Source organism: Pseudomonas saudiphocaensis (assembly GCF_000756775.1).
Classification (GTDB): Bacteria; Pseudomonadota; Gammaproteobacteria; order Pseudomonadales; family Pseudomonadaceae; genus Stutzerimonas; species Stutzerimonas saudiphocaensis.
In genome coordinates, this window is record NZ_CCSF01000001.1 from 2092556 (window position 1) to 2113915 (window position 21360).

Annotated in this window: 16 protein-coding genes; 7 read left to right on the top strand and 9 right to left on the bottom strand. The window is 63.4% G+C overall.

Translation table 11 applies throughout. From position 1 onward, the window contains the following. Positions 1 to 272: 272 nt before the first annotated feature. On the bottom strand, positions 273 to 1115 hold the full coding sequence (locus BN1079_RS09700) for a 23S rRNA (adenine(2030)-N(6))-methyltransferase RlmJ (RefSeq protein ID WP_037023986.1): 843 nt from the start codon (positions 1113 to 1115) through the stop codon (positions 273 to 275). A gap of 119 nt (positions 1116 to 1234) precedes the next feature. Between BN1079_RS09700 and BN1079_RS09705 the strand changes: the two genes are divergently transcribed. Beyond that, a complete protein-coding gene (locus BN1079_RS09705) occupies positions 1235 to 2278 on the top strand; it encodes an NAD(P)H-dependent flavin oxidoreductase (protein ID WP_037023988.1) in 1044 nt (347 codons plus the stop codon). A gap of 85 nt (positions 2279 to 2363) precedes the next feature. Next, on the top strand, positions 2364 to 2891 hold the full coding sequence (locus tag BN1079_RS09710) for a sterol desaturase family protein (RefSeq protein WP_037023990.1): 528 nt from the start codon (positions 2364 to 2366) through the stop codon (positions 2889 to 2891). Here BN1079_RS09710 and BN1079_RS09715 read toward each other — a convergent pair. Genes BN1079_RS09715 through fni form a run of 5 tightly spaced genes read right to left on the bottom strand, consistent with a single transcriptional unit; the run spans position 2851 to position 8760 of the window. After that, entirely contained in the window at positions 2851 to 3777 is a 927-nt protein-coding gene (locus BN1079_RS09715) for a phytoene/squalene synthase family protein (protein WP_037023992.1), read from the bottom strand. The genes BN1079_RS09710 and BN1079_RS09715 overlap by 41 nt on opposite strands. Beyond that, a complete protein-coding gene (locus BN1079_RS09720; protein ID WP_037023993.1) occupies positions 3774 to 5264 on the bottom strand; it encodes a phytoene desaturase in 1491 nt (496 codons plus the stop codon). The genes BN1079_RS09715 and BN1079_RS09720 overlap by 4 nt, the downstream gene beginning before the upstream one ends. Continuing rightward, positions 5261 to 6430: a lycopene beta-cyclase CrtY gene (gene crtY, locus BN1079_RS09725; protein WP_037023994.1), complete on the bottom strand. Its 1170-nt coding sequence runs from the start codon at positions 6428 to 6430 to the stop codon at positions 5261 to 5263. The genes BN1079_RS09720 and crtY overlap by 4 nt, the downstream gene beginning before the upstream one ends. After that, positions 6420 to 7703, bottom strand: a complete 1284-nt coding sequence (locus BN1079_RS09730; RefSeq protein WP_037023996.1) for a glycosyltransferase — start codon at positions 7701 to 7703, stop codon at positions 6420 to 6422. The genes crtY and BN1079_RS09730 overlap by 11 nt, the downstream gene beginning before the upstream one ends. 16 nt (positions 7704 to 7719) lie before the next feature. Next, positions 7720 to 8760, bottom strand: a complete 1041-nt coding sequence (gene fni / locus BN1079_RS09735; protein WP_037023998.1) for a type 2 isopentenyl-diphosphate Delta-isomerase — start codon at positions 8758 to 8760, stop codon at positions 7720 to 7722. 153 nt (positions 8761 to 8913) lie between these two features. Here fni and BN1079_RS09740 point away from each other — a divergent pair, with 153 nt between their 5' ends. From BN1079_RS09740 to selO, 5 genes are all read left to right on the top strand, one after another. Beyond that, on the top strand, positions 8914 to 9804 hold the full coding sequence (locus BN1079_RS09740; protein ID WP_037023999.1) for a polyprenyl synthetase family protein: 891 nt from the start codon (positions 8914 to 8916) through the stop codon (positions 9802 to 9804). A gap of 103 nt (positions 9805 to 9907) precedes the next feature. Further along, positions 9908 to 11710 carry an acyl-CoA dehydrogenase gene (locus BN1079_RS09745; protein ID WP_037024001.1) on the top strand — a complete coding sequence of 601 codons (1803 nt, stop codon included), beginning with the start codon at positions 9908 to 9910 and terminating at the stop codon, positions 11708 to 11710. Between the two features lie 166 nt (positions 11711 to 11876). Further along, on the top strand, positions 11877 to 13622 hold the full coding sequence (locus BN1079_RS09750) for a potassium/proton antiporter (protein ID WP_037024003.1): 1746 nt from the start codon (positions 11877 to 11879) through the stop codon (positions 13620 to 13622). A gap of 97 nt (positions 13623 to 13719) precedes the next feature. Then, positions 13720 to 16992 carry a mechanosensitive channel MscK gene (gene mscK, locus BN1079_RS09755; protein ID WP_037024004.1) on the top strand — a complete coding sequence of 1091 codons (3273 nt, stop codon included), beginning with the start codon at positions 13720 to 13722 and terminating at the stop codon, positions 16990 to 16992. Between the two features lie 264 nt (positions 16993 to 17256). After that, a complete protein-coding gene (selO, locus tag BN1079_RS09760; RefSeq protein ID WP_037024006.1) occupies positions 17257 to 18717 on the top strand; it encodes a protein adenylyltransferase SelO in 1461 nt (486 codons plus the stop codon). 28 nt (positions 18718 to 18745) lie between these two features. Here the strand turns inward: selO and BN1079_RS09765 are convergent, their stop codons facing one another. Genes BN1079_RS09765 through BN1079_RS09775 form a run of 3 tightly spaced genes read right to left on the bottom strand, consistent with a single transcriptional unit; the run spans position 18746 to position 21360 of the window. Then, entirely contained in the window at positions 18746 to 19945 is a 1200-nt protein-coding gene (locus BN1079_RS09765) for a hybrid sensor histidine kinase/response regulator (protein WP_037024007.1), read from the bottom strand. Between the two features lie 3 nt (positions 19946 to 19948). Continuing rightward, entirely contained in the window at positions 19949 to 20545 is a 597-nt protein-coding gene (locus BN1079_RS09770) for a chemotaxis protein CheB (RefSeq protein WP_052114462.1), read from the bottom strand. Next, complete coding sequence (locus tag BN1079_RS09775; RefSeq protein WP_037024009.1) at positions 20542 to 21360, bottom strand: CheR family methyltransferase; 819 nt, start codon at positions 21358 to 21360, stop codon at positions 20542 to 20544. The genes BN1079_RS09770 and BN1079_RS09775 overlap by 4 nt, the downstream gene beginning before the upstream one ends.

A 21360-nucleotide genomic window follows, 5' to 3' on the forward strand; every position in this document is an offset into this window, starting at 1 on the left:
TGATGGACCGCCACCCGGTGGGTCGTCGGTGGATCGGTGAAGCGTGATCCACCCTACCTCACCGCACCGTCGCACCCGGCGAGGCAGCAGCGTTGCGTTGGGTGGAAGACGGCGAAGCCTTTCCACGCATCACTTCCAGGTTACTCGCTGCTTTAATCGGCCCAGCGCGTATCGTCTTGCGTAGGGTGGATGTCGCTTTTTACATACACCTTCGCCTCCCGGGCTCCCCACGGTGGATCGCCAACCGCCCGACCGCTAACGCGCGATAAACCCTACGCCTGCTTTTCTTCGACCAACCAATCCAGCCGCCAGCCGCCTTCGCTCTGTGCCAGCTGCTTGGCCAACCAGGGCAGCAGTTCGCGCAGTTCCTCTTCCAGCCCCCAAGGCGGATTGCTGATGGCCAGCCCTGAGCCATTGAGGCGCTGAGCGTCATCGGCCGGGTGCACGTAGAGTTCGGCGCGCAACAACTTGGGCGCGCCGCTGCGTGAGAGATCCTGGTAGAAACGCTTGAGCTGGCGCTCGTCCTTGATCGGATACCAGATCACGCCGATGGTCTGGCGCATTCGGCCCAGCGCTTCCTTGAGTGCCGTCACGCAGCGGCTGAGTTCGTCGGCCTGCTCGAACGGCGGGTCGATCAGCAGCACCACGCGCTTTTCCCGCGTCGGCATCAGCGCCCGTGGCACGTGCCAGCCTTCACCCAGGTGCACGACGACGCGCTCGTCGGCCATGTTGTCCTTGAGCAGGCGCCCGTCTTCGGGATGCTTTTCGTTGAGCTGCAGCCGATCCTGTTCTCGGCTCAACCGCCGCGCCAGCTCGGGCGAGCCGGGGTAATAACGCAGCTCGTCATCGCTGTTGAGCGAGCGGATCACGCCAAGATAATCATCGAGCATTGCCGGACGCGCCTCGGCATTCCAGATGCGCTCGATGCCCTGCTGCCACTCGCCGGTGCGGCTGGCCTGGTCGCCCGCCAGATCGTAAAGGCCGATTCCGGCATGGCTGTCGAGGTAGGCAAAAGGCGCCTCCTTGCGCGACAACAGAGCAAAGATGCGGCTCAGGACCAGGTGTTTGAACACGTCGGCATGATTGCCGGCATGGAAGGCGTGGCGGTAGTTCATCAGGGGCTCCTCAAGAGCCGCGCAGTTTACCGCGCCGCCCGCGACTGTGCAGGACGATCACGAACGATGCCGTTTCAGACTACAGTTGGCACTTCACTCAACGACTGAACGGAACTGACATGGACCTGCGCGACCTGCTTGGCACCGAACTTCCCATCATCCAGGCGCCCATGGCCGGTGCGCAGAATCATGAGCTGGCCGCCGCCGTCTGCGGTGCCGGCGGTCTGGGCTCGATTCCGGCAGGCATGCTCGATGCCCAGGCGCTGGAAGCCGAACTGAGCGCTATCGAGGCACTGACGGACCGCCCCTACAACGTCAACTTCTTCTGCCACCCGACGCCCGCTCACGACCCCGCACGTATCGAGGCCTGGCACCAGAGCTTGGCGCCCTGGTTCGCCGAGTTCGGCATCGATTCGAGCACCCTGCCCAGCGGCCCGACCCGCCAGCCGTTCGATGACACCATGGCAGAGGTGCTGGAGCGCCACCGCCCGGCGCTGGTCAGTTTCCATTTCGGCCTGCCGTCGCCGGAATTGCTTAAGCGCGCCCGTGCTACCGGCGCGAAGATCGCCTCCAGCGCCACCACGCTCGAAGAGGGTCTGTGGCTGCAGGAGCATGGGGTCGATCTGGTGATCGCCCAGGGATTGGAGGCCGGCGGCCATCGAGGCATCTTCCTGAACGAAGACCTGACCACCCAGCTGGGGACCTTCGCCCTGCTGCCGCAACTGGTCGATGCGCTGAAGGTGCCGGTCGTCGCCGCAGGGGGTATCGCCGACAGCAAGGGCGTCGCGGCCGCACACACACTGGGGGCTGCCGGCGTGCAGCTGGGCACAGCCTACCTGCTGTGCCCCGAAAGCCGCACCAGCGCCTTGCATCGCGCTGCCCTGCAAAGCCCACGCGCCCGGCATACCACGCTGACGACGTTGTTCACCGGGCGGCCGGCCCGCGGCATCGTCAACCGCCTGATGCGCGAACTCGGACCGCTGCCTGTGGGCGTACCGGCGTTCCCGCTGGCGGGCAATGCCATCGGCGCGCTGCGCGCCAAGACCGAAGGCCTGGGGCTGGACCATTGCACGCCGCTGTGGGCCGGGCAGAACGTCAGCGGCTGTCGGGAAGTGTCCGCCGCCGAGCTGACCCGTGAACTGGCAGCGGGCTGGCAGGCCTAAGTCAGGACCGGCAGCCCGTCGGCCCAGATCAGCGTGGCCGGCGGCCAAGGTACACTTGACCGGACTTCACTTAGGTTCCGCCGCCATGAGCCCCCTGACCAATACCCTCGTCTTTCTTGCCACGCTCGCCGGGATGGAGGTCTTCGCCTGGTGGGCGCACAAGTACGTGATGCACGGTTGGGGCTGGGGCTGGCATCGCTCCCATCATGAACCGCGCAGCGGCTGGTTCGAGAAGAACGACCTTTATGCGGTGGTCTTCGCCGGCGTGGCCATTGTGCTGATTGCGCTGGGCAGCGCCGGCTACCATCCGCTGGAGTGGATCGGCGCCGGCATGACCGCCTACGGCTTTCTCTACTTCGTCGCCCACGACGGCCTGGTGCACCACCGCTGGCCGTTGCGCTACGTGCCGCGCAGCGGTTACCTCAAGCGTCTATATCAGGCGCACCGCCTGCACCACGCGGTGGAGGGCAAGGAGCGCTGCGTTTCGTTCGGTTTCCTTTACGCTCCGCCGCTGCCAGTCCTCAAGCGACAGCTGCGCGAACTGCACGACGGGCCGCTGCGCAAAGCCGAGGCTAGCGCGGACGCTCCCACAGAGCGCTCGGACGCGGCCTGAACGGCATCCGCCGTGAAGCCAGCGCCAGCAGAGCGCCACCCGCGAGGAACTGCAGCTTCTGCGCGCGACTGGTAGACACTCGCTCATCCCAGGCCGCCGCACCGAGCGCCTTCACCTCAATGCCAATCTGCCGGTAGACGCCGTGCGCCGTGGCGATGGACCACGCCGAGCGCCAGGGCAGATCGCGCAACCCCTGCGATGCGGACTGATAATAGGGTTCGGCCAGATCGACCAGCCGGGCGGCCAGCAGCGCCAATGCCGGCCGATGATGGGCAAGGGCGATCTCGTCAGGCGGAATGCCTACTTCTTCCAGCCAGTCGGCGGGCAGATAGACTCGACCGATCTGGGCATCTTCGACGATATCCCGCGCGATGTTGGTCAGCTGGAACGCCAGACCCAGGTCACAGGCACGATCCAGCGTGGCTTCCGATTCGGCGCCCATTACCTGCGCCATCATCAGGCCCACCACGCCCGCGACCCGGTAGCAGTACAGCAGCGTGTCATCGAGGGTCTGGTAACGGTAACCCTGCACATCCATGCGAAAGCCGGCCAGGTGTTCCAGAGGATATTTGGGCGGAATGCCATGGCGCTGCACCACCTGCTGAAACGCGGCAAAAGCCGGGTCCTGCATCAGTTCGCCGGCATAGGCTCGCTCGGTCAGCTCCAGCAAGATTGCCAATCGCTCTTCGCCCGACGAGCGATCGCCCTCGAGCTGTCCGTGGCCCAGGACCTGGCCGTCGATCACGTCGTCGCAGTGCCGGCACCAGGCATAGAGCATCACCGCGCTTTGCCGGGTGTGCTCGTCAAACAGCCTGGCCGCTGCGGCAAAACTCTTGGAGCCGACATTGATCGACCGGGTGGCCTGCGCAATAACCTGATCACTCATGGCGTCAGGTCCTCCAGCATCAGCCCGGCGGTGGCCTTGGCCGAACCCACCACGCCTGGTACGCCCGCGCCGGGATGAGTCCCGGCGCCGACGATGTAGAGGTTGGGAATCACGTCGTCGCGGTTGTGCGGGCGGAACCAGGCGCTTTGGGTGAGGATCGGCTCCAGGGAAAACGCCGAGCCCAGGTGCGCGTTGAGTTCGTCGCGAAAATCCACCGGCGTGAAGATCCGGTGGGTCACCAGATCGTCGCGCAGGCCGGGGATGTAGTGGCGCTCGAGGTACTCGAAGATGCGGTCGCGATACTTCGGCCCTTCCACCGCCCAGTCGATGTCGGCCGTGCCCAGGTGCGGCACCGGCGCCAGCACGTAGTGGCTGGCGCAGCCTTCCGGCGCCAGCGACGGGTCGGTGACACAGGGCGCGTGCAGGTAAAGCGAGAAATCATCGGCCAGACCGTCACGCTTGAAGATCTCGTCGATCAGCTCGCGATAGCGCGGGCCGAAGCAGACGGTGTGATGCTGCAGATGGGCATGACGACGCTTGAGGCCGAAGTGGATGACGAACAGCGACATGGAAAACCGCTTGCCGGACAACCGTCTGCCCTCGTCGCGCCCGCGCTTCTCGTGCCCCAGCAGCTGTTTGTAGGTATTCACCACATCGGCATTGGAGGCCACTGCATCGGTGTCGAAACGCCGCCCGTCGCGGGTGATGACCGCATTCGCACGCCCCTGCTCCAGTTCGATGCGCGCCACCTCGGCATTCAGTTCGAGTTGCCCGCCCAGGTCCTCGAACAGCCTGACCATGCCCTGCACCAGCGCGCCGGTGCCGCCACGGGGAAACCACACGCCACCCTGGCGTTCCAGCGCATGAATCAGCGCATAGATCGACGAGGTCTCGAAGGGGTTGCCACCCACCAGCAGCGAATGGAAGGACAGCGCCTGGCGCAGGCGGTCATCTTCGACGAAGCGTGCCACCGTGCCGTAGACGTTGCGCCAGGCCTGCAGCTTGGCCAGCTGCGGCGCCACCGCGACCATGTCGCGAATCGACAGGAAGGGCACCGTGCCCAGCTGGACGTAGCCGGCCTGGTAGACGGCCTTGGAGTAGTCAAGAAAACGCTGGTAACCGGCGACATCCCGCGGATTGCGCGCGTGGATCTGCCTGTCCAGTTCAGCCTGGTCGTTGACGTAGTCGAAGCTGTAGCCATCCTCCCAGCACAGTCGGTAGAAAGGGCTGACCGGCAGCAGCTCGACATAGTCGGCCATGCGCCGCCCGGCACCTTCGAAGAGCTGCTCCAGCGCGGCCGGGTCGGTGATCACCGTGGGCCCGGCATCGAAGGTAAAGCCCTGCTCGTGGTAGACGTAGGCGCGGCCGCCGGGCTTGTCGCGTTTTTCCAGCAGCGTGGTATGGATGCCGGCACGCTGCAGCCGGATGGCCAGCGCCAGGCCGCCGAAGCCGGCACCTATCACCACGGCACGTTTGGCAGGGTTCATCGAAGCTCCTTGCGATGCAGATCATGAGCAGCGAGCGCGCGCAGCGCCTCGCCAAGCGGGACGGGCGGCTTGCCACTGACGAGGCGGACACGGTCGGCAAGCGTCAGCCGCGCGGCATAGAAACGTTCGATCAAGGGCTCGGGCAACCGGTAGAAACGCTGCATCACCTGCCAGCGCCGGTCCGCCGGGCCGGCGAGGAACAGCATGCGGTTAAGCAAGCGGAAGAAGCGCCGCTGCTGCCACAGCCGGCAGGAGTAGGCGCGCAGCGTCGCGTAGAGGCTGGCGGCATCCCAACGGTCGGTGGCGATCAGGTGATCCACCAGGCGCACCGCATCGGGCAGCGAATAGCCGGTCGTGGGATGAAACAGCGCAGCGGCCAACCCCGCGCGCGGCACCTCGCCGGCCTCGTCCCAGAAGGCCTCGATGTCTCCGGCGAGCACGATGGGCAGCACGCCCTGTTCCTCGCGCAGCAGTTCGGCAATCTGCCAGCCGTGATCGCGGGCGTAGCCCTGCAGATTTTCCCGTAGGCGCTCGACCGGCAAGTCGCCGGCATCGGCGTAGTAAGTGTCCTCGATCAGCAAGCTGTCCGCCGTCAACGGCAGCACATAGACGAAGCGGTACCCCTCGTGCTGGTCCACCGTGGCGTCCATGATCACCGGCACGCTCAAGCCATGCGGTGCGGCCAGGCGTAGCTCCTGGCCGAGGAATTTCTGAAAGCCGAGCGCCAGGTGACGACTGCTGCGCGGGCCGCGACCATCGATCACCGCCGTGGCGCGCAGCCGTTGTCCGTCGGCGAGTAGCACCTCCTTCGGGAACACATCGACCACTGGCGTATCCAGACGCACCGCATCGGCGAGTTCGTCAACCAACAGGCGGTGAAAATCTTCCGAGCAGATGCTGGCATAACCGCTGTCCAGGCGCCGCTTCAATGCCGGGAAACGCACCTCCTGGCCCGGCCATTGATGCCCAATCAGCGGCCGCAGCCAGCGATGCTGCTGTTCATCGAGATCACCCGCATGGTACGACCAGGTGTGATTGCCGCCCAGCACTCTGCCTTGCTCAAGCACCAGCACCCGCATGGCCGGACGCCGCCGGCGCAGTTGCCAGGCCAGCAATCCGTTGGCAAGTCCGCCACCGACGAGGATCAGATTGGCATCAACCGGCACGGCGGACCTCCGATTTTTTCTTCACGCCGAGGGCAGCCTCGATCAACTCCACCGCGCGCACTGCACCACCAGAACTGCGGACCTCCTCCCCCAGCTGCATCGAACGCTCCCGAAACCTCGTCTCGCTGAGCAACCCATCGAGGGCAGCGGCGATGCGCGCAGGGCTGGCCAGGCGATGATTCAGCCGCAACCCCACCCCGGAATGTTCGATACGCGCGGCCACACCAGGCTGATCGAAGGCGATGGGCAGCGCCAGCATCGGCGCGCCGGCTTCCAGCGCATCAAGAACAGTGTTGAGCCCGGCATGGGTAACCACCGCCGCCGCCTCAGCCAAGGCGGCGCGCTGCGGCACGAAATCGCTGACCCACACCTCTCCCTCGCCCGCCAGGCGCTTGACCTGTTCTGCACCCAGCCCGCCGCAATGGGTGATCAGCAGCGGCACGCTCAGCACACTGCAGGCCTGGGCTATCTGGCGAAACAGTCGATAGCGATGACCCTGCAATGTACCCAGCGAGGCATAGACGAAAGGCTTTTCCAGCGTTGCGAGTACGGGTGACGCAGCTTCGTTCATCGGCAGGCGCAACGGTCCGACAGCGTGAAAGTGCGCAGGCAGCGCCTGGCGCGGGAAGTCGAAGCCGGCGACCGTCTGGCTGATCTGCAGCAGCGGCGACAGGCAATCGCTGAGGCCGTGACGCGGTGGTAGACCGAAGGCCTGGCAGTACTGGCGGATCACATCGCCATGGGGTCGCATCAGGTAGTCGTAGACGCGCCCGGCGTTCAGGTTGAGCTTTTCGCCCCAAGGCGTGGCCCGGTAGCGCCAGGGCATCACCGGCAGCGGCACCAAAGGCTCGCGATTGAACGGCAGGGCGCAGGCGACGGATATGAAGGGAAGCCCGAGGTGCTCGGCCACCAGCGCGCCGCCGGGCTCCATCTGGTCCACCAGCAGGGCATCGACGCCCAGGCTGCGCAGCAGCGCTGGCGCCTCGCGGCAGATCATGTCGGTGCTGGCCGCCATATCGGCAATTACCCGACGCAACCCGATGGGGTTCCCCGGCTGAGCGGCCCGGCGCACTACCGCCGCCAGCGAGCCGGCAGGATGAGAACCGGCGCCGATGGCCGCGAATTCAGCCTGAGGCAGGCTCAGCATGGCGCGAACATCGGCCTGCTGAACGAAAGTCACGCGATGGCCGCGGTATACAAGCAGCAGGGCAATTGCTTCGAACGCCCGCATATGACTGTGAAAGGGCGGCGCAATGATCGCAAAATGGGTCATTCGACGCCTCCGGCGTTCAGGACGTCGAGTTCCGCAACAGCGGAGCCTGGCGCAGGGCGGCGAGATCCACCGAGCCGGTACAGAAACAGGCAATGCGCAGCTGATCGATAAGCACTCGAAAGTGCGCCTCCACTGCCTCGCTGCTATGCAGAGCGGCCTGCAGCACGCCCGCGGCCTGACCGACCAGGTCCGCACCCAGGCGAATCGCCTTGGCCACTTCAACACCGTCGCGAACGCCGCCGGAGGCGATCAGCGGCGTATCAGGACAGGCTTCGCGCACCGTCAGCAGCGACGCGGCAGTTGGGATACCCCAATTGGCGAATGCCCGGGCGACATCACGCTCATGCTCGCTCGCCGCCCGCTCGGCCTCCACCGCTGCCCAGCTGGTACCGCCGGCTCCTGCGACATCAATGGCTGCAACCCCGGCATCGACCAGTTGGCGTGCCACTTTCCCCGAAATCCCCGCTCCCACTTCCTTTATCACTACCGGCACCGAAAGCCCTCCCGCCAGCATCTCGATCGCCTTCAGCACGCCTCGCCAATCCCGGTCGCCACCCGGCTGGACAGCCTCCTGCAAAGGGTTCAGATGCACGATAAGCGCATCGGCCTCGATCATCTCCACCGCCCGCCGCGCTTCATCCAGACCGTAGCCACGCACCAGCTGCGCGGCGCCAAAGTTGGCCAACAAGAGGATGTCGGGCGCCACCTGTCGCAGCTGTTCTGTCAGCCCCTGATCGCCGGCGGTTTCCAACGCGACCCGCTGTGAGCCCACCGCCATGGCGATGCCGAGTCGCTGCGCTGCCTCTGCCAGATTCGCGTTGATTGCGGTGGAGCGCGCCGCGCCGCCCGTCATCGAACTGATCAGCAGCGGCGCCTGGAGTCGGCGGCCGAACACATTTGCATGCAAGTCGATCTGGTCCAGATGCAACTCGGGGATGGCGCAGTGCTCGAACACAAAGGCATCGAAGCCCGTGCTCGTTGCGCTGGTCGCACGGGTCGGGTCGAGAACGATATCCAGATGATCGTTTTTGCGGTTGACCAGCGTTTGCTTGTTCATGGCGTCGGCTCCACGGAGACGTCATTGGACGTAAGGATCAAAGAAAAGTGCTGCACAACCGCACTACTTGTACAAGTATTTGTCCCATCATATAACTTTTGTACAGATTTCTGTATAACCTGCGCCTTCTATTTGGCGCTTGCGAGGCGAAGCATGCAGACGCAGACATCCCTTATCCCGCTCCCGCAGGCTGATCGCTTGCAGAGCCTGCGTCAGCGCGTCGATGAGCGCCTGGTGGCGTTGCTGCCGGCCCCGGAGTCGGCGCAGGACAATGTCGCCCTGGCGTTGCACCAAGGCACCCTGGCCCCAGGCAAACGCTTGCGCCCATTGCTGCTGCTGGCTGCACTGGCTGACCTCGGCTGTCAGACCGATTTGGCACTCGATCCCGCCTGCGCGCTGGAAATGGTCCACGCCGCCTCGTTGTTTCTCGACGACCTGCCCTGCATGGACAACGCCAGCCTGCGCCGTGGCCAGCCGACCATCCATGTGCGTTTTGGTGAAGACGTTGCCGTGCTCGCCTCGGTTGCGCTGCTCAGCCACGCCTATGGCGTGATGGCGATGGCGCCGGACCTGACGCCCGCGCAACGCAACGCCGCGGTGGCCATCCTTGCCCGCGCGGTGGGCTGCCAGGGGCTGGTGCGCGGCCAGTACCGCGACCTGCGCGGCGAGGATCAGTCGCGCCAGCTGGATGGCGTGATCACCACCAACCAGCTGAAGACCGGCTCGCTGTTCACCGCCGCCATGGAGCTTGCCGCCTTGCTGGCCGAGGTCGACGCCGTACAGGCGCGGCACTTGGACGGCTTCGCCAGCGAGCTGGGCTTGGCGTTTCAGTTGCTGGACGACATTGCCGACGGCCTGACACCCCAGCAAACCGGCAAGGACTGTCATCAGGACCGCGCCAAGGCCACCGTCGTCTCGCTGCTGGGGCCGCAGGCTGCCCAGCAGCAGCTGGCCGCCCACCACACCGCCGCCCAGGCCCACCTCGACGCCATCGATCTGGGCCAGGGCGAGCTGGCCGAACTGGTACAGCGCCTGCTGGGATGATCCGCCGATGGGCGGCGTGTTGGTCCTTCATCATCACCATGGATAAAGCTAGGCAGGGCTAAATCGCGCTGCCTAGACTCGCGGCACTCACTGGAGGCCGACCATGACCGAAACGCTGCTTTGCCCACGCAACCTTGCCTTCGAACTCTACGAAGTACTCGACGCCGAGGCGCTGATCCGGCGCGAGCGTTTCGCCGAGCACAACCGCGAAACCTTCGATGCGGCGGTGGACACCGCGCGCAATATCGCCCAGCGCTATTTCGCCCCGCATAACCGCAAGGCCGATGAGCACGAACCCCAGTATGTCGACGGCGAAGCGGTGCTGATCCCCGAGGTGAAACCGGCGGTGGACGCCTTTATCGAGGCAGGCTTCCACAATGCCCAGCGCAGCTTTGAAGACAGTGGCATGCAGCTGCCGAACCTGCTGTCGCGGGCCTGCTTCGCCCATTTCCAGTCGGCCAATATCGCGACCAGCTCCTACCCCATGCTGACCATGGGCGCGGCTCACCTGATCGAGACCTTCGGCAACGACGAGCAGAAGCAACGTTTCCTGCAACCGATGATCAACGGGCGCTTCTTCGGCACCATGGCGCTCACCGAGCCCCATGCCGGCTCCTCGCTGTCGGATATCCGCACCCGCGCCGAACCGGCGGGCGACGGCACCTACCGGTTGAAAGGCAACAAGATCTTCATTTCCGGCGGCGACCATTCGCTGTCGGAAAACATCGTGCACATGGTGCTGGCCAAGCTGCCCGACGCACCGCCCGGGGTGAAGGGCATCAGCCTGTTTATCGTGCCTAAATTCCTGGTCAACGCTGATGGCAGCCTGGGCGACCGCAACGACGTGATCCTCGCCGGGCTGTTTCACAAGATGGGCTGGCGTGGCACCACGTCTACCGCGCTGAACTTCGGCGACAACGGCCAATGCGTCGGCTACCTGGTGGGTGAGCCGCACAAGGGCCTGGCCTACATGTTTCAGATGATGAACGAAGCGCGTATCGGCGTCGGCATGGGCGCGATCATGCTGGGCTATGCCGGTTATCTGTACTCGCTGAACTACGCCCGCGAACGCCCCCAGGGGCGCCTGCCGGATGGCAAGGCCCCGGCGTCAGCGCAGGTGCCGATCATCGAGCACACCGACGTCAAGCGCATGCTGCTGATGCAGAAGGCCTATGTCGAAGGCGCCTTCGACCTCGGTCTGTACGCCGCGCGCCTGACCGATGATCAGCAGACCGCTGACAGCGAACAGGAGCGCCGCAACGCCGGCGAGCTGCTCGATCTGCTCACGCCCATCGTCAAGTCCTGGCCGTCGGAGTTCTGCCTGAAGGCCAACGAGCAGGCGATCCAGATCCTCGGCGGCCACGGCTATACCCGCGAATATCCGGTGGAACAGTTCTATCGCGACAACCGCCTGAACCCTATCCACGAAGGCACCCACGGCATCCAGTCGCTGGATCTGCTGGGCCGCAAGCTGATGCAGAACAAGGGCGCCGGCCTGCAGCTGCTGCTCGAGCTGATCCATGGCTGCTGCCAGCGGGCGGCCGAATATGACTCCTTGCAACCGCTGCGTCAGTCACTGGAACAGCACATCGAAGGCCTGACCCGGGTGACCCAGGCCCTGCTCGGCGACCTCATGGCCGGCAAGGTCAATCAGGCACTGGCCAACTCGGCACTGTACCTGAAGGTCTTCGGCCATGCGGTGATCGGCTGGCGCTGGCTGGAACAGGCAATAAGGGCCGAGCGGGGACTGGCCGCAGGCAACCCGGCGGACGCTGACTTCTACCGTGGCAAGCTGCAGGCCGCACGTTATTTTCTCACCTGGGAAGTAAGGAGCTGTCACTACGAGCTGGAGCTTCTCGAAACACGGGATGACACTTGCTTACAAATGTCCGAGCGATGGTTCTGACGATCCACAGCACGAGCCTGGTGTCTCCAGCAGCGGTCCAAAACCTTTGAAAGGAAAGTAATTTTTTGACAGTGCGTCAAACCGGCAGGTTAGAATCCTTGGCATAACCTCTGCATGAATTTTGTAATCAGGGTAACCAAGATCATATTCAACCGGGAGAGCGCACTTGGACGTCGGCAACATCAATCACCTGTTTTTTATCGGTGGCGTATTGGTTGCCGCAAGCATCCTGATGAGTTCCGTCTCGGCCCGAATCGGGGTTCCGATCCTGGTGATTTTCCTCGCGGTGGGCATGCTCGCCGGCGTCGATGGCATCGGCGGGATCGTCTTCGAGGATTACAAGCTCGCCTTCGTCATCAGTAACCTGGCGCTCGCGGTTATCCTCCTCGATGGCGGCATGCGAACGAGGAAGTCGACCTTCCGCGTGGCCCTCTGGCCGTCGATGTCGCTGGCGACTTTTGGTGTCGCCGTCACCGCTGGACTGACCGGTCTTGCCGCCGCCTGGTTGTTCGACCTGCCGCTAATCGAGGGGTTGCTGATCGGGGCCATCGTCGGCTCCACCGATGCCGCCGTGGTGTTCAACCTGCTTAACGGCAAAGGTCTCAACGAGCGTGTCGGCCCGACACTGGAGATCGAATCGGGCAGCAACGACCCGATGGCGATGTTCCTGACCGTAACCCTGATCGGCATGATTGTCGCTGGCCAGACATCTTTTACCTGGGGAATACTGATCAGCCTGGTAGAGCAATTCGCCATCGGTATCGCTCTGGGCTTTGCGGGTGGCTGGCTGCTGCTGCAACTGATCAACCGCATCTCCGTGGCCGACGGGCTGTACCCACTGCTGGCGGTGGCCGGCGGGATCATGGTCTACGCCCTGTCCGGCGAGGTCGGAGGCAGCAGCATCATCGCCGTTTACGTCTGCGGCCTGATGCTGGGCAACAACCCCATCCGCAACCGCCACGGCATTCTGCACATGTTCGACGGCCTGGCCTGGCTCAGCCAGATCGGCATGTTCCTGGTGCTCGGCCTGCTCCTGACCCCGAGCGAGTTGCTGCCAATTGCCGTGCCAGCGCTGCTGCTGTCACTGTGGATGATTCTGTTTGCCCGCCCCGTCTCGGTTTTCCTCGGCCTGCTGCCGTTCAAGGGCTTCAACCTGCGTGAGCGCATTTTCATATCCTGGATTGGCCTGCGTGGTGCGGTGCCGGTGATTCTGGCGGTCTTCCCACTGGTTGCCGGTCTGGACAATGCCCAGCTGTTCTTCAACGTAGCCTTCTTCATTGTGCTGGTTTCGCTGCTGGTGCAGGGCACAACCCTGCCGTGGGCCGCACGCAAGGCCAAGGTAGAAGTGCCGCCAACCCCATCGCCGATTTCCCGCTCCGGCCTGCAGGTGCATACCACCAGCCAGTGGGAACTCTTCGTCTATCATCTCTCCAGCAAAAAATGGTGCATCGGCGCGCCCTTGCGCGAGCTCAAGATGCCGCCAGGTACGCGTATCGCCGCGCTGTTTCGCAATCGCACCTTGCTGCACCCATCCGGCAGCACCCGCTTGCTGGAAAACGACATCCTCTGCGTTATCGGCCAGGAGGAAGACCTGCCGGCACTCGGCAAGCTCTTCAGCCAGGCGCCTGAACGTGGGCGTGACATGCGCTTCTTCGGCGATTTCATTCTTGAAGGCGATGCCCAACTGGGCGCGGTAGCCATGCTGTATGGCCTTGATCTCGGCGATGTGGACGGCAACCAGCCCATCGGCCAGTTCATTTCCGACAGGATCAGCAAACACACCGTGGTCGGCGACCAGGTTGAATGGAACGGGCTGATCTGGACCATTGCCGAAATGGAAGGCGACGAAGTGCTCAAGGTCGGCCTGCGTTTCCCCGAAGCGGAGAAGCCGGGTCCACAGCTGATGCTGTGACCGCCAGTCGCGCGCTCTGACCGCTGAAGTCCTTGGGCTCGCACTCCTCATGCGCAGCCCGTAGACTCAGCGCTCGTTCAGTTCTGCAACGGAAGACATGTCTTTTTCACGAGTCCTTGCGCTGACCCTGGTGGTTGGCTTTCTGCAAATCTGCACCTATGCCCAGGCGCAATCCCTGGACAGCCTGACCGGCGGTCAGCAGGCGGCTGAAAGCGAAGCCCGACCAGCGCAACCCAGCCTTGCCGAGCAGATCAAGCAATTCGAGGAGCAGACCGCCAACCGCAACCAGCAGCTGGCAACCCTGAAGAAGCAGATTGCCCAGGCACCGCAGGAAATCAGCACGGCTCAGCGCGAGCTGACGCGGCTCAAGGCCAACCCCGAGCCTGATCCCAGCGAACGCTTCGCCAATCTGACCGTGGTCGCACTGGAACAGCGCCTGGCTACCCGCCTCGCCGAGCTGAGCGACTGGAACAAGCAGCTGACCGATGCCAACAGCCTGATCATCACTGCGCAAACCCGCCCCGAGCGCTCCCAGGCTCAGATTGGCACCAACCAGACGCGCATCCAGGCACTGCAGAATCGCCTCAAGAGCGGGCTCGACAACGGCAAGTCCATCAGCGAAGAGCAGCGCGGGCTGTTCGAAGCGGAGATCGCTGCCCTGCAGGCGCAGATCGAGCTGCGCCGCCAGGAGCTGTCCGGCAATAACCTGTTGCAGGATCTGGGCAAGGCCCGGCGCAACCTGCTGGCCGAGCGCATAGCCCGCGCCGAACAGGAAACCCAGGCTCTGCAGGGGCTGATCAACGCCAAACGCCGCGCCGAGTCCGAGCAAACCGTGGCCGAACTGTCGGCAAAGGCCCAGCTGGCAGGTTCCGACACGCTTCTGGCGGCCGAAAGCGCGGAGAACCTCAAGCTCTCCGACTACCTGCTGCGCGCCACCGAGCGCCTCAACCTGCTCAATCAGATGAACCTGCAGGCCCGCCAGCAGCTAGACACCTTGAACCAGACCGACAAGGCGCTAGAAGAGCAGATTGCGGTGCTTGAAGGCAGCCTGCTGCTTTCAAGAATCCTCTACCAGCAGAAACTCAACCTGCCGAAGGTGAAGATCGATCGCAATCTCGCCGACGAAATTGCCGATCTGCGGCTCTACCAGTTTGAGCTGAACCAGGCCCGCGACCAGGCCGGGAATGCGCAAACCTATGTCGATAAAATGCTCGCCGACCAGCCCGAAGAGCTGGTTACACCGGAGCTGCGCAGGGCACTGCTGGACCTGATCAAAACCCGCAGCGAATTGCTCGATCGTCTGAACCGCGAAATCAGCACGCTGCTCAACGAATCCATTACCCTGCAGCTCAACCAGAAGCAGCTGCACGACACTGCCAGCGCACTGAGCGCCACGCTGGACGAGCAGATGTTCTGGATTCCCAGTAACAAGCCGCTGGATCTCAGCTGGCTGACCAGCTTTCCGCAACGCCTGGAACGACAACTGAGCAGCATCGGTTGGCATTCGGCACTGACGGAAATGGCGGCTGGCCTGAAAGAACGCCCCCTGCTCTTTCTGCCCCTGCTACTTTCCATTGCCTGGCTGCTCTGGCGCCGCGGGATGATCAACGCCAAGCTCGATGAGCTGAGCCGTGACGTAGGTCACTTCCGCAATGACCGGCAGCTGCATACGCCTTTGGCGCTGCTGCTCAACCTACTGCTGGCACTGCCCGGCGCGCTGCTCCTGACCCTGTGCGGCTACCTGCTACAGATGGATGCTCGCGGGCAGAACCTGGGGTTGAGCAGTGCCCTGTATCAGCTGGCCCAGGCCTGGCTGGTGTTCTACACCGCCTACCGGCTGCTCTCGCCGGGGCGCATGGCCGAGCTGCACTTTCGCTGGTCCAAGCCACAGGTGGCCTTCCTGCGCGATGAAATCCGCCGCCTCGGGCTGGTGATACTGGTTCTGGTGGTGGTGGTCAGCATCGCCGAGCAGCAGCCGGCCATGCTCGCCGAGGACGTGCTCGGGCTGGTAGTCATCCTTGCCTGCTACGCGCTGATGAGTTGGCGCCTGATGCGCATTCTGCTCAAGGGCCCGGCCAGCGAGAACGCACCGCCGGCACGGCTGTTTCTCGGCGTGCTGTTCAGCCTGTTGCCACTGGCGCTGATCGTGGTGGTCGGCACCGGTTATTACTACACCGCGCTGAAGCTCACCGAGCGCCTGATCGATACCCTCTACCTGCTGATGTTCTGGATCGCCCTGGAATCCACCCTGGTGCGTTCGCTGACAATCGCCGCACGGCGCCTGGCCTACCAGCGCGCCATGGACCGGCGCCAGGCTGCCGAAGAGGAAGGTACCGGTGAACATCACGAGATCATCGAGGAGCCCAATCTGGACATCGAACAGGTCAACCAGCAGTCGCTGCGACTGACTCGCCTGGCCACCTTCGGCGTGTTTCTCGTGGCGCTGTACTGGGTCTGGTCGGACCTGATTTCGGTGGTGTCCTACCTGGATAATTTCGCCCTGTATGAATTCACCAGCGGTTCCGGCGATGCCCTCACGGTCTCCATCATCAGCCTCAACGACCTGCTCGGCGCCCTGGCCATCGCTGGTATCACGCTGATCCTGGCGCGCAACCTGCCGGGCCTGCTTGAGGTACTGATACTTTCACGCCTGCGTCTGGCCCCGGGCAGCGCCTACGCCACCGGCACCCTGCTGTCCTATATCCTGGTGGGCACCGGCATCGTCTCGGTGCTGTCGACCCTGGGCGTCAGCTGGGACAAGTTGCAGTGGCTGGTGGCCGCACTTTCCGTCGGCCTGGGCTTCGGCCTGCAGGAGATCTTCGCCAACTTCGTGTCCGGCCTGATCATCCTGTTCGAGAAGCCGGTGCGCATCGGCGATGTGGTCACCATCGGCAACCTCTCCGGCACGGTCAGCCGCATCCGTATCCGCGCCACCACTATCACCGATTTCGATCACAAGGAAATCATCGTTCCGAACAAGACCTTCGTCACCGACCAGCTGGTGAACTGGTCACTGAGCGATACCGTCACCCGGGTAACCATCCGCATCGGCGTGGAGTTTGGCTCCGATCTGGATAAGGCGCGCGAGCTGATGTTCCAGGCGGCGCGGGATAATCCGCGGGTACTGAAGGAGCCCGAGCCACAGGTGTTCTTCCTCAGCTTCGGCGAAAGTCGCCTTGAGCACGAGCTGCGCCTGCATGTTCGTGATCTGGCCGACCGCAACCCGGTGATCGATGAGATCAACCGCCGCCTGGACCGCGAGTTCCGCGAATGCGGTATCGTCATCGCCTTCCGCCAGCTGGATGTGCACCTGAAAAATCGCAACGGCCAGGAACTGGAGCTGCCAGCGCCGCAGCAAAACGAAGCGTAGGGCCAAATTTGTTCGGCCTTGCCCGTCATCCGATGAGTCCGGCGCATCCGCTTTTGTGGGAGAGCTTGACCCAGCTCTTGGCGGCCTTCGCATTAGCGAAGAAAAGCAAAGCTCTTGGACAGGTCCGCTGCCAAGGTTTGCGCAGCTGACATGGCCCTCCAGGTTCTACCTGCGGTCTGAGAGCCGACAACCTCGTCACTGGAGCGAGGTCACAATACGAGCGTTGTTTCGCATCCCTTAACTCGCCCTCCGCCTGGAGCCGCCGTGAAAACCCTGACCCAGCTGCACTTCGACAACCGCTTCGCCCGCCTCGGCGACACCTTTTCCACCAAGGTACAGCCACAACCCATGAGCGAACCTAAGCTGGTTGTGGCAAGCGAGGCGGCCATGGCGCTGCTGGACCTGGACCCTGCCGAGGCCGAGCAGCCGCTGTTTACCGAGCTGTTCTCCGGGCACAAGTTATGGTCTACAGCCGAGCCACGGGCGATGGTCTATTCCGGCCACCAGTTCGGGGTGTACAACCCACAGCTCGGTGATGGCCGCGGACTCTTGCTGGGCGAGGTCCGCAACCAGGCCGGAGAATACTGGGACCTGCACCTCAAGGGCGCCGGACTGACGCCCTATTCGCGCATGGGCGATGGCCGGGCGGTGCTGCGCTCATCGATCCGCGAGTTCCTCGCCAGCGAGCACCTGCATGCCCTTGGCATTCCCAGTTCACGCGCCCTCTGCGTAACCGGATCGAGCGAGCCGGTCTATCGCGAACGCCAGGAGCGCGGCGCCATGCTGCTGCGCCTGGCGCCCAGCCATGTGCGCTTCGGTCATTTCGAGTTCTTCTACTACACCCGCCAGCATGAGGCCTTGCGGCAACTGCTCGACCACGTATTGGCCTGCCATTTCCCCAAGTGCCTGGAAGAAGCCGAGCCTGAGCGCGCCTTCTTTACCCGCGTGGTCGAACGTACCGCCGAGATGATCGCGCGCTGGCAGGCCTATGGCTTCTGCCACGGAGTAATGAACACCGACAATATGTCGATCCTCGGCATCACCTTCGATTTCGGCCCCTACGCCTTTCTCGACGACTTCGATGCCCGCCATGTCTGCAACCATTCCGACCACGGCGGTCGCTACTCCTTCGAGAACCAGGTCCCTATCGCTCACTGGAACCTCGCGGCCCTGGCCCAGGCGCTGTCGCCATTTATCGCAGTGGAAAAGCTGCGCGAAGCCATGGCCCTGTTCCTGCCCCGCTACGAATCCGTCTGGCTCGATCTGATGCGCCAGCGCCTGGGCCTGCGTACCGAGCAGGATGTCGACAAGCCCCTGGTGCAGGAGCTGCTGCAACTGATGCAGACCAGCGCCATAGATTACACGCGATTCTTCCGCGAGCTGGGCGACAGCGCGCCCGCACAGGCCTTGCGCCGTCTGCGGGAAGACTTCCTCGATCTACCGGGTTTCGATGCCTGGGCCGAACGCTATCGGCAGCGTAGCGAGCTTGAAGGTATTGCACAGGAGGCACGTCAGGCGCAGATGCATGCGGTCAATCCCAAGTACATCCTGCGCAACTACCTGGCTCAACAGGTCATCGAAGCCGCCGAGCAGGGCGATTACGGCCCGGTGCGCGAGCTGCACCAGGTGCTTTCACGCCCCTTCGATGAGCAGCCCGACATGCAGCGCTACGCCGAGCGGCCACCGGAGTGGGGCAAGCACCTGCAGATCAGCTGCTCATCCTGACGTTTAACAGTTTGTTTTCAACAACCCGTTAAGGCGCTGGGCTTTCCAGCGGCAACAGGACGCGGAACAGCGCTCCCTGCCCTGCTTCGCTTTCCACCTGGATGCGGCCGCCATGGGCCTTGACGATCTGTTCGGCGATAAACAGCCCAAGGCCCAGGCCTGCGCTGTTTTCGCTGCCTTCGGCACGCTCGAACTGATGGAAGATACGCTCCAGGCTTTTCGGGCTGATGCCGATGCCATGGTCGCGCACCTCGATACAGGCGCCTTCGTCTGTACGGCAAACACTGATCCGCACCGGCTTGCCGGCACCGTAGCGCACGGCGTTGGTAAGCAGGTTGGCCAGCACCTGCTCAATGCGGAACTCATCCCAGACCCCGATCAACGGCTCAGGCCGTTCAAACTGCAGCTCGCAGCCGCTGGCCTCCATTTGCGGTGCAAAATTCTCCACCACGCTGACCACCAGCTGGCTGAGATCAATGCTGGTTGGCCGGATCGACAGCTTGCCGGTACGAATGCGCGACACGTCAAGCATATCGTCGATCAGGCGGATCAGGCTCTGGATCTGTCGTTCGTCCTTGTCCGTCATCTGCCGCAACCGCTCCTCGCTGAAAGCCGCGAAGTTGTTGCGCGCCAGCTGCATCTTGCGCAGCTGTACTTCGAGGATCAGCGTGTTGAGCGGCGTTTTCAGCTCGTGGGAAACGATGGACATGAAGTCGTCCCGCATGCGCACCGCAGCTTCCAGCTCGACCTTGGTGCTGCGCAACTCATCAAGCAACACTTCCTGTTCGTGGCGGCTGCGCTCCAGGGCTTCCAGCTGGCGGGCCATACGCTTGCGGTTACGGTAAAGGTCGACGAATACACTGACCTTGCTACGCACCGCATGGGTGTCCAACGGCTTGTGCATGAAATCCACCGCACCGCTCTCATAACCCTTGAAGGCATAGTTGAGTTCGCGACCGGCGGCGCTGACGAAGACGATGGGAATATGCTTGGTGCGCTCGGTACCGCGCATCAGCTCGGCAAGTTGAAAGCCGTCCATGCCGGGCATCTGCACATCGAGGATGGCCAGGGCGAACTCGTGGCGCAGCAACAGTTCCAGTGCCTGATCCGCCGACTCGGCCTGATGCACATGGATGCCCGGCCCCCGTAACAGGGCATCAAGCGCCAGCAGGTTTTCCGGCAGATCATCGACGATCAGCAGATTCGCATCATCGGTCTGATAAGGCATGACTTACTCCAGTTCGCGCAACAGTCGATGGATATCGCGCAGGGGCAAAATATGGTCCGGCGCAAAGCGCTGGAGTGCAGCAAGCGGCATGGCAGCCATCTCGGCTTCGGCAGGGTCCTGCACCACGGTCAGCCCCCCCGCCTCGGCGATGGCTTGCAGACCGGCGGCGCCGTCCTCATTGGCGCCGGTCAGAAGAACCCCGGCTACGCGCTCGCGCCATGCATCGGCAGCGGACTCGAACAGCACGTCTATGGACGGCCGCGCAAAGTGCACCGGGTCATCCTGGCTGAGCGACAGACTCAGGTCCGTCTCGACCAGCAGGTGGTAGCCCGGTGTAGCAAAGTACAGCGTTCCACCGACTATTGCTTCCTTATCGGTGGCCTCCTTGACCTGTAGCCTGGTCTTGCGCCCGAAGATCGCTGCCAACTGCGTCGGCCCGCTGTTCGGTACGTGCTGCACCACCAGCAGCGGCAGCCGGTAGGTTGCCGGCAGCTCACTGACCAGTACGCTCAGCGCGGCCAGGCCACCTGCGGAGGTACCAATCACCACCGCATCGACTTTGGATCGCTGGGCACGTTTGCCGAAAGCCTGGCCGTTCATAGCTTGCGAAAGATCCTCTGTTCCTTGTCAAAGGCATCGAATCGCTCGCCGGAGGCGGAAAACTCTACCGTCTCCTTGCTTCCCAGGCCGAGAAAACCGCGGTGGCACAAGGATTCGTGGAACAGTTCGAAAGCCCTGTTCTGCAGCGGCTTGTTGAAATAGATCAGTACATTGCGGCAGGAAATCAACTGGGTTTCGGCGAATACGCTGTCAGTGGCCAGGCTGTGGTCGGCGAAAGTCACCTGTTCCTTCAGCGACTTGTCCATGATTGCCGAGTCGTAAGCGGCCGTGTAGTAGTCGCTGAGGCTGGAGCGGCCGCCGGCCCGCTGATAATTGACCGAGTACTGACTCATGTCGGTAATCTTGAAAATGCCCTGGCGCGCACGTTCCAGCGAACGCGGATTGATATCGGTCGCATAGATCATGCTGCGCTCGAGCAACCCCTCTTCCTTGAGCATGATCGCCATCGAATAGACTTCTTCGCCGGTGCTGCAGCCTGCGATCCAGATTTTCAGCGAAGGATAGGTGCGCAGCACCGGAACCACCTGCTCGCGCAGCACCCGGTAATAGTCGGGATCGCGAAACATCTCGCTGACCGGGATCGTCAGGTACTGCAACAGCTCCACGAACGCCTCGGCGTCATAGAGAATCCGTCCCTGCAGCTGCGAGATGCTGTCGCACTTCATCTGCCGCAGCGCCAGCAGTACCCGCCGTTTGAGCGAAGCCTGGGAGTAGTCGCGGAAGTCGTAGCTGTAGCGCAGGTAGATCGCCTCGATCAGCAGCCTGAGCTCTATGGCCTGATTGCGCTCCGGCAT

What these genes read in the sequence shown, in the direction of transcription:
- BN1079_RS09745 (WP_037024001.1), top strand. Translation starts at nt 9,908, where the DNA reads ATGACCGAAACGCTGCTTTGCCCACGCAACCTTGCCTTCGAACTCTAC.
- mscK (WP_037024004.1), top strand. Translation starts at nt 13,720, where the DNA reads ATGTCTTTTTCACGAGTCCTTGCGCTGACCCTGGTGGTTGGCTTTCTG.
- BN1079_RS09740 (WP_037023999.1), top strand. Translation starts at nt 8,914, where the DNA reads ATGCAGACGCAGACATCCCTTATCCCGCTCCCGCAGGCTGATCGCTTG.
- BN1079_RS09770 (WP_052114462.1), bottom strand. Translation starts at nt 20,545, where the DNA reads ATGAACGGCCAGGCTTTCGGCAAACGTGCCCAGCGATCCAAAGTCGAT.
- BN1079_RS09710 (WP_037023990.1), top strand. Translation starts at nt 2,364, where the DNA reads ATGAGCCCCCTGACCAATACCCTCGTCTTTCTTGCCACGCTCGCCGGG.
- BN1079_RS09715 (WP_037023992.1), bottom strand. Translation starts at nt 3,777, where the DNA reads ATGAGTGATCAGGTTATTGCGCAGGCCACCCGGTCGATCAATGTCGGC.
- BN1079_RS09705 (WP_037023988.1), top strand. Translation starts at nt 1,235, where the DNA reads ATGGACCTGCGCGACCTGCTTGGCACCGAACTTCCCATCATCCAGGCG.
- BN1079_RS09720 (WP_037023993.1), bottom strand. Translation starts at nt 5,264, where the DNA reads ATGAACCCTGCCAAACGTGCCGTGGTGATAGGTGCCGGCTTCGGCGGC.
- BN1079_RS09700 (WP_037023986.1), bottom strand. Translation starts at nt 1,115, where the DNA reads ATGAACTACCGCCACGCCTTCCATGCCGGCAATCATGCCGACGTGTTC.
- BN1079_RS09765 (WP_037024007.1), bottom strand. Translation starts at nt 19,945, where the DNA reads ATGCCTTATCAGACCGATGATGCGAATCTGCTGATCGTCGATGATCTG.
- BN1079_RS09730 (WP_037023996.1), bottom strand. Translation starts at nt 7,703, where the DNA reads ATGACCCATTTTGCGATCATTGCGCCGCCCTTTCACAGTCATATGCGG.
- fni (WP_037023998.1), bottom strand. Translation starts at nt 8,760, where the DNA reads ATGAACAAGCAAACGCTGGTCAACCGCAAAAACGATCATCTGGATATC.
- BN1079_RS09775 (WP_037024009.1), bottom strand. Translation starts at nt 21,360, where the DNA reads ATGCCGGAGCGCAATCAGGCCATAGAGCTCAGGCTGCTGATCGAGGCG.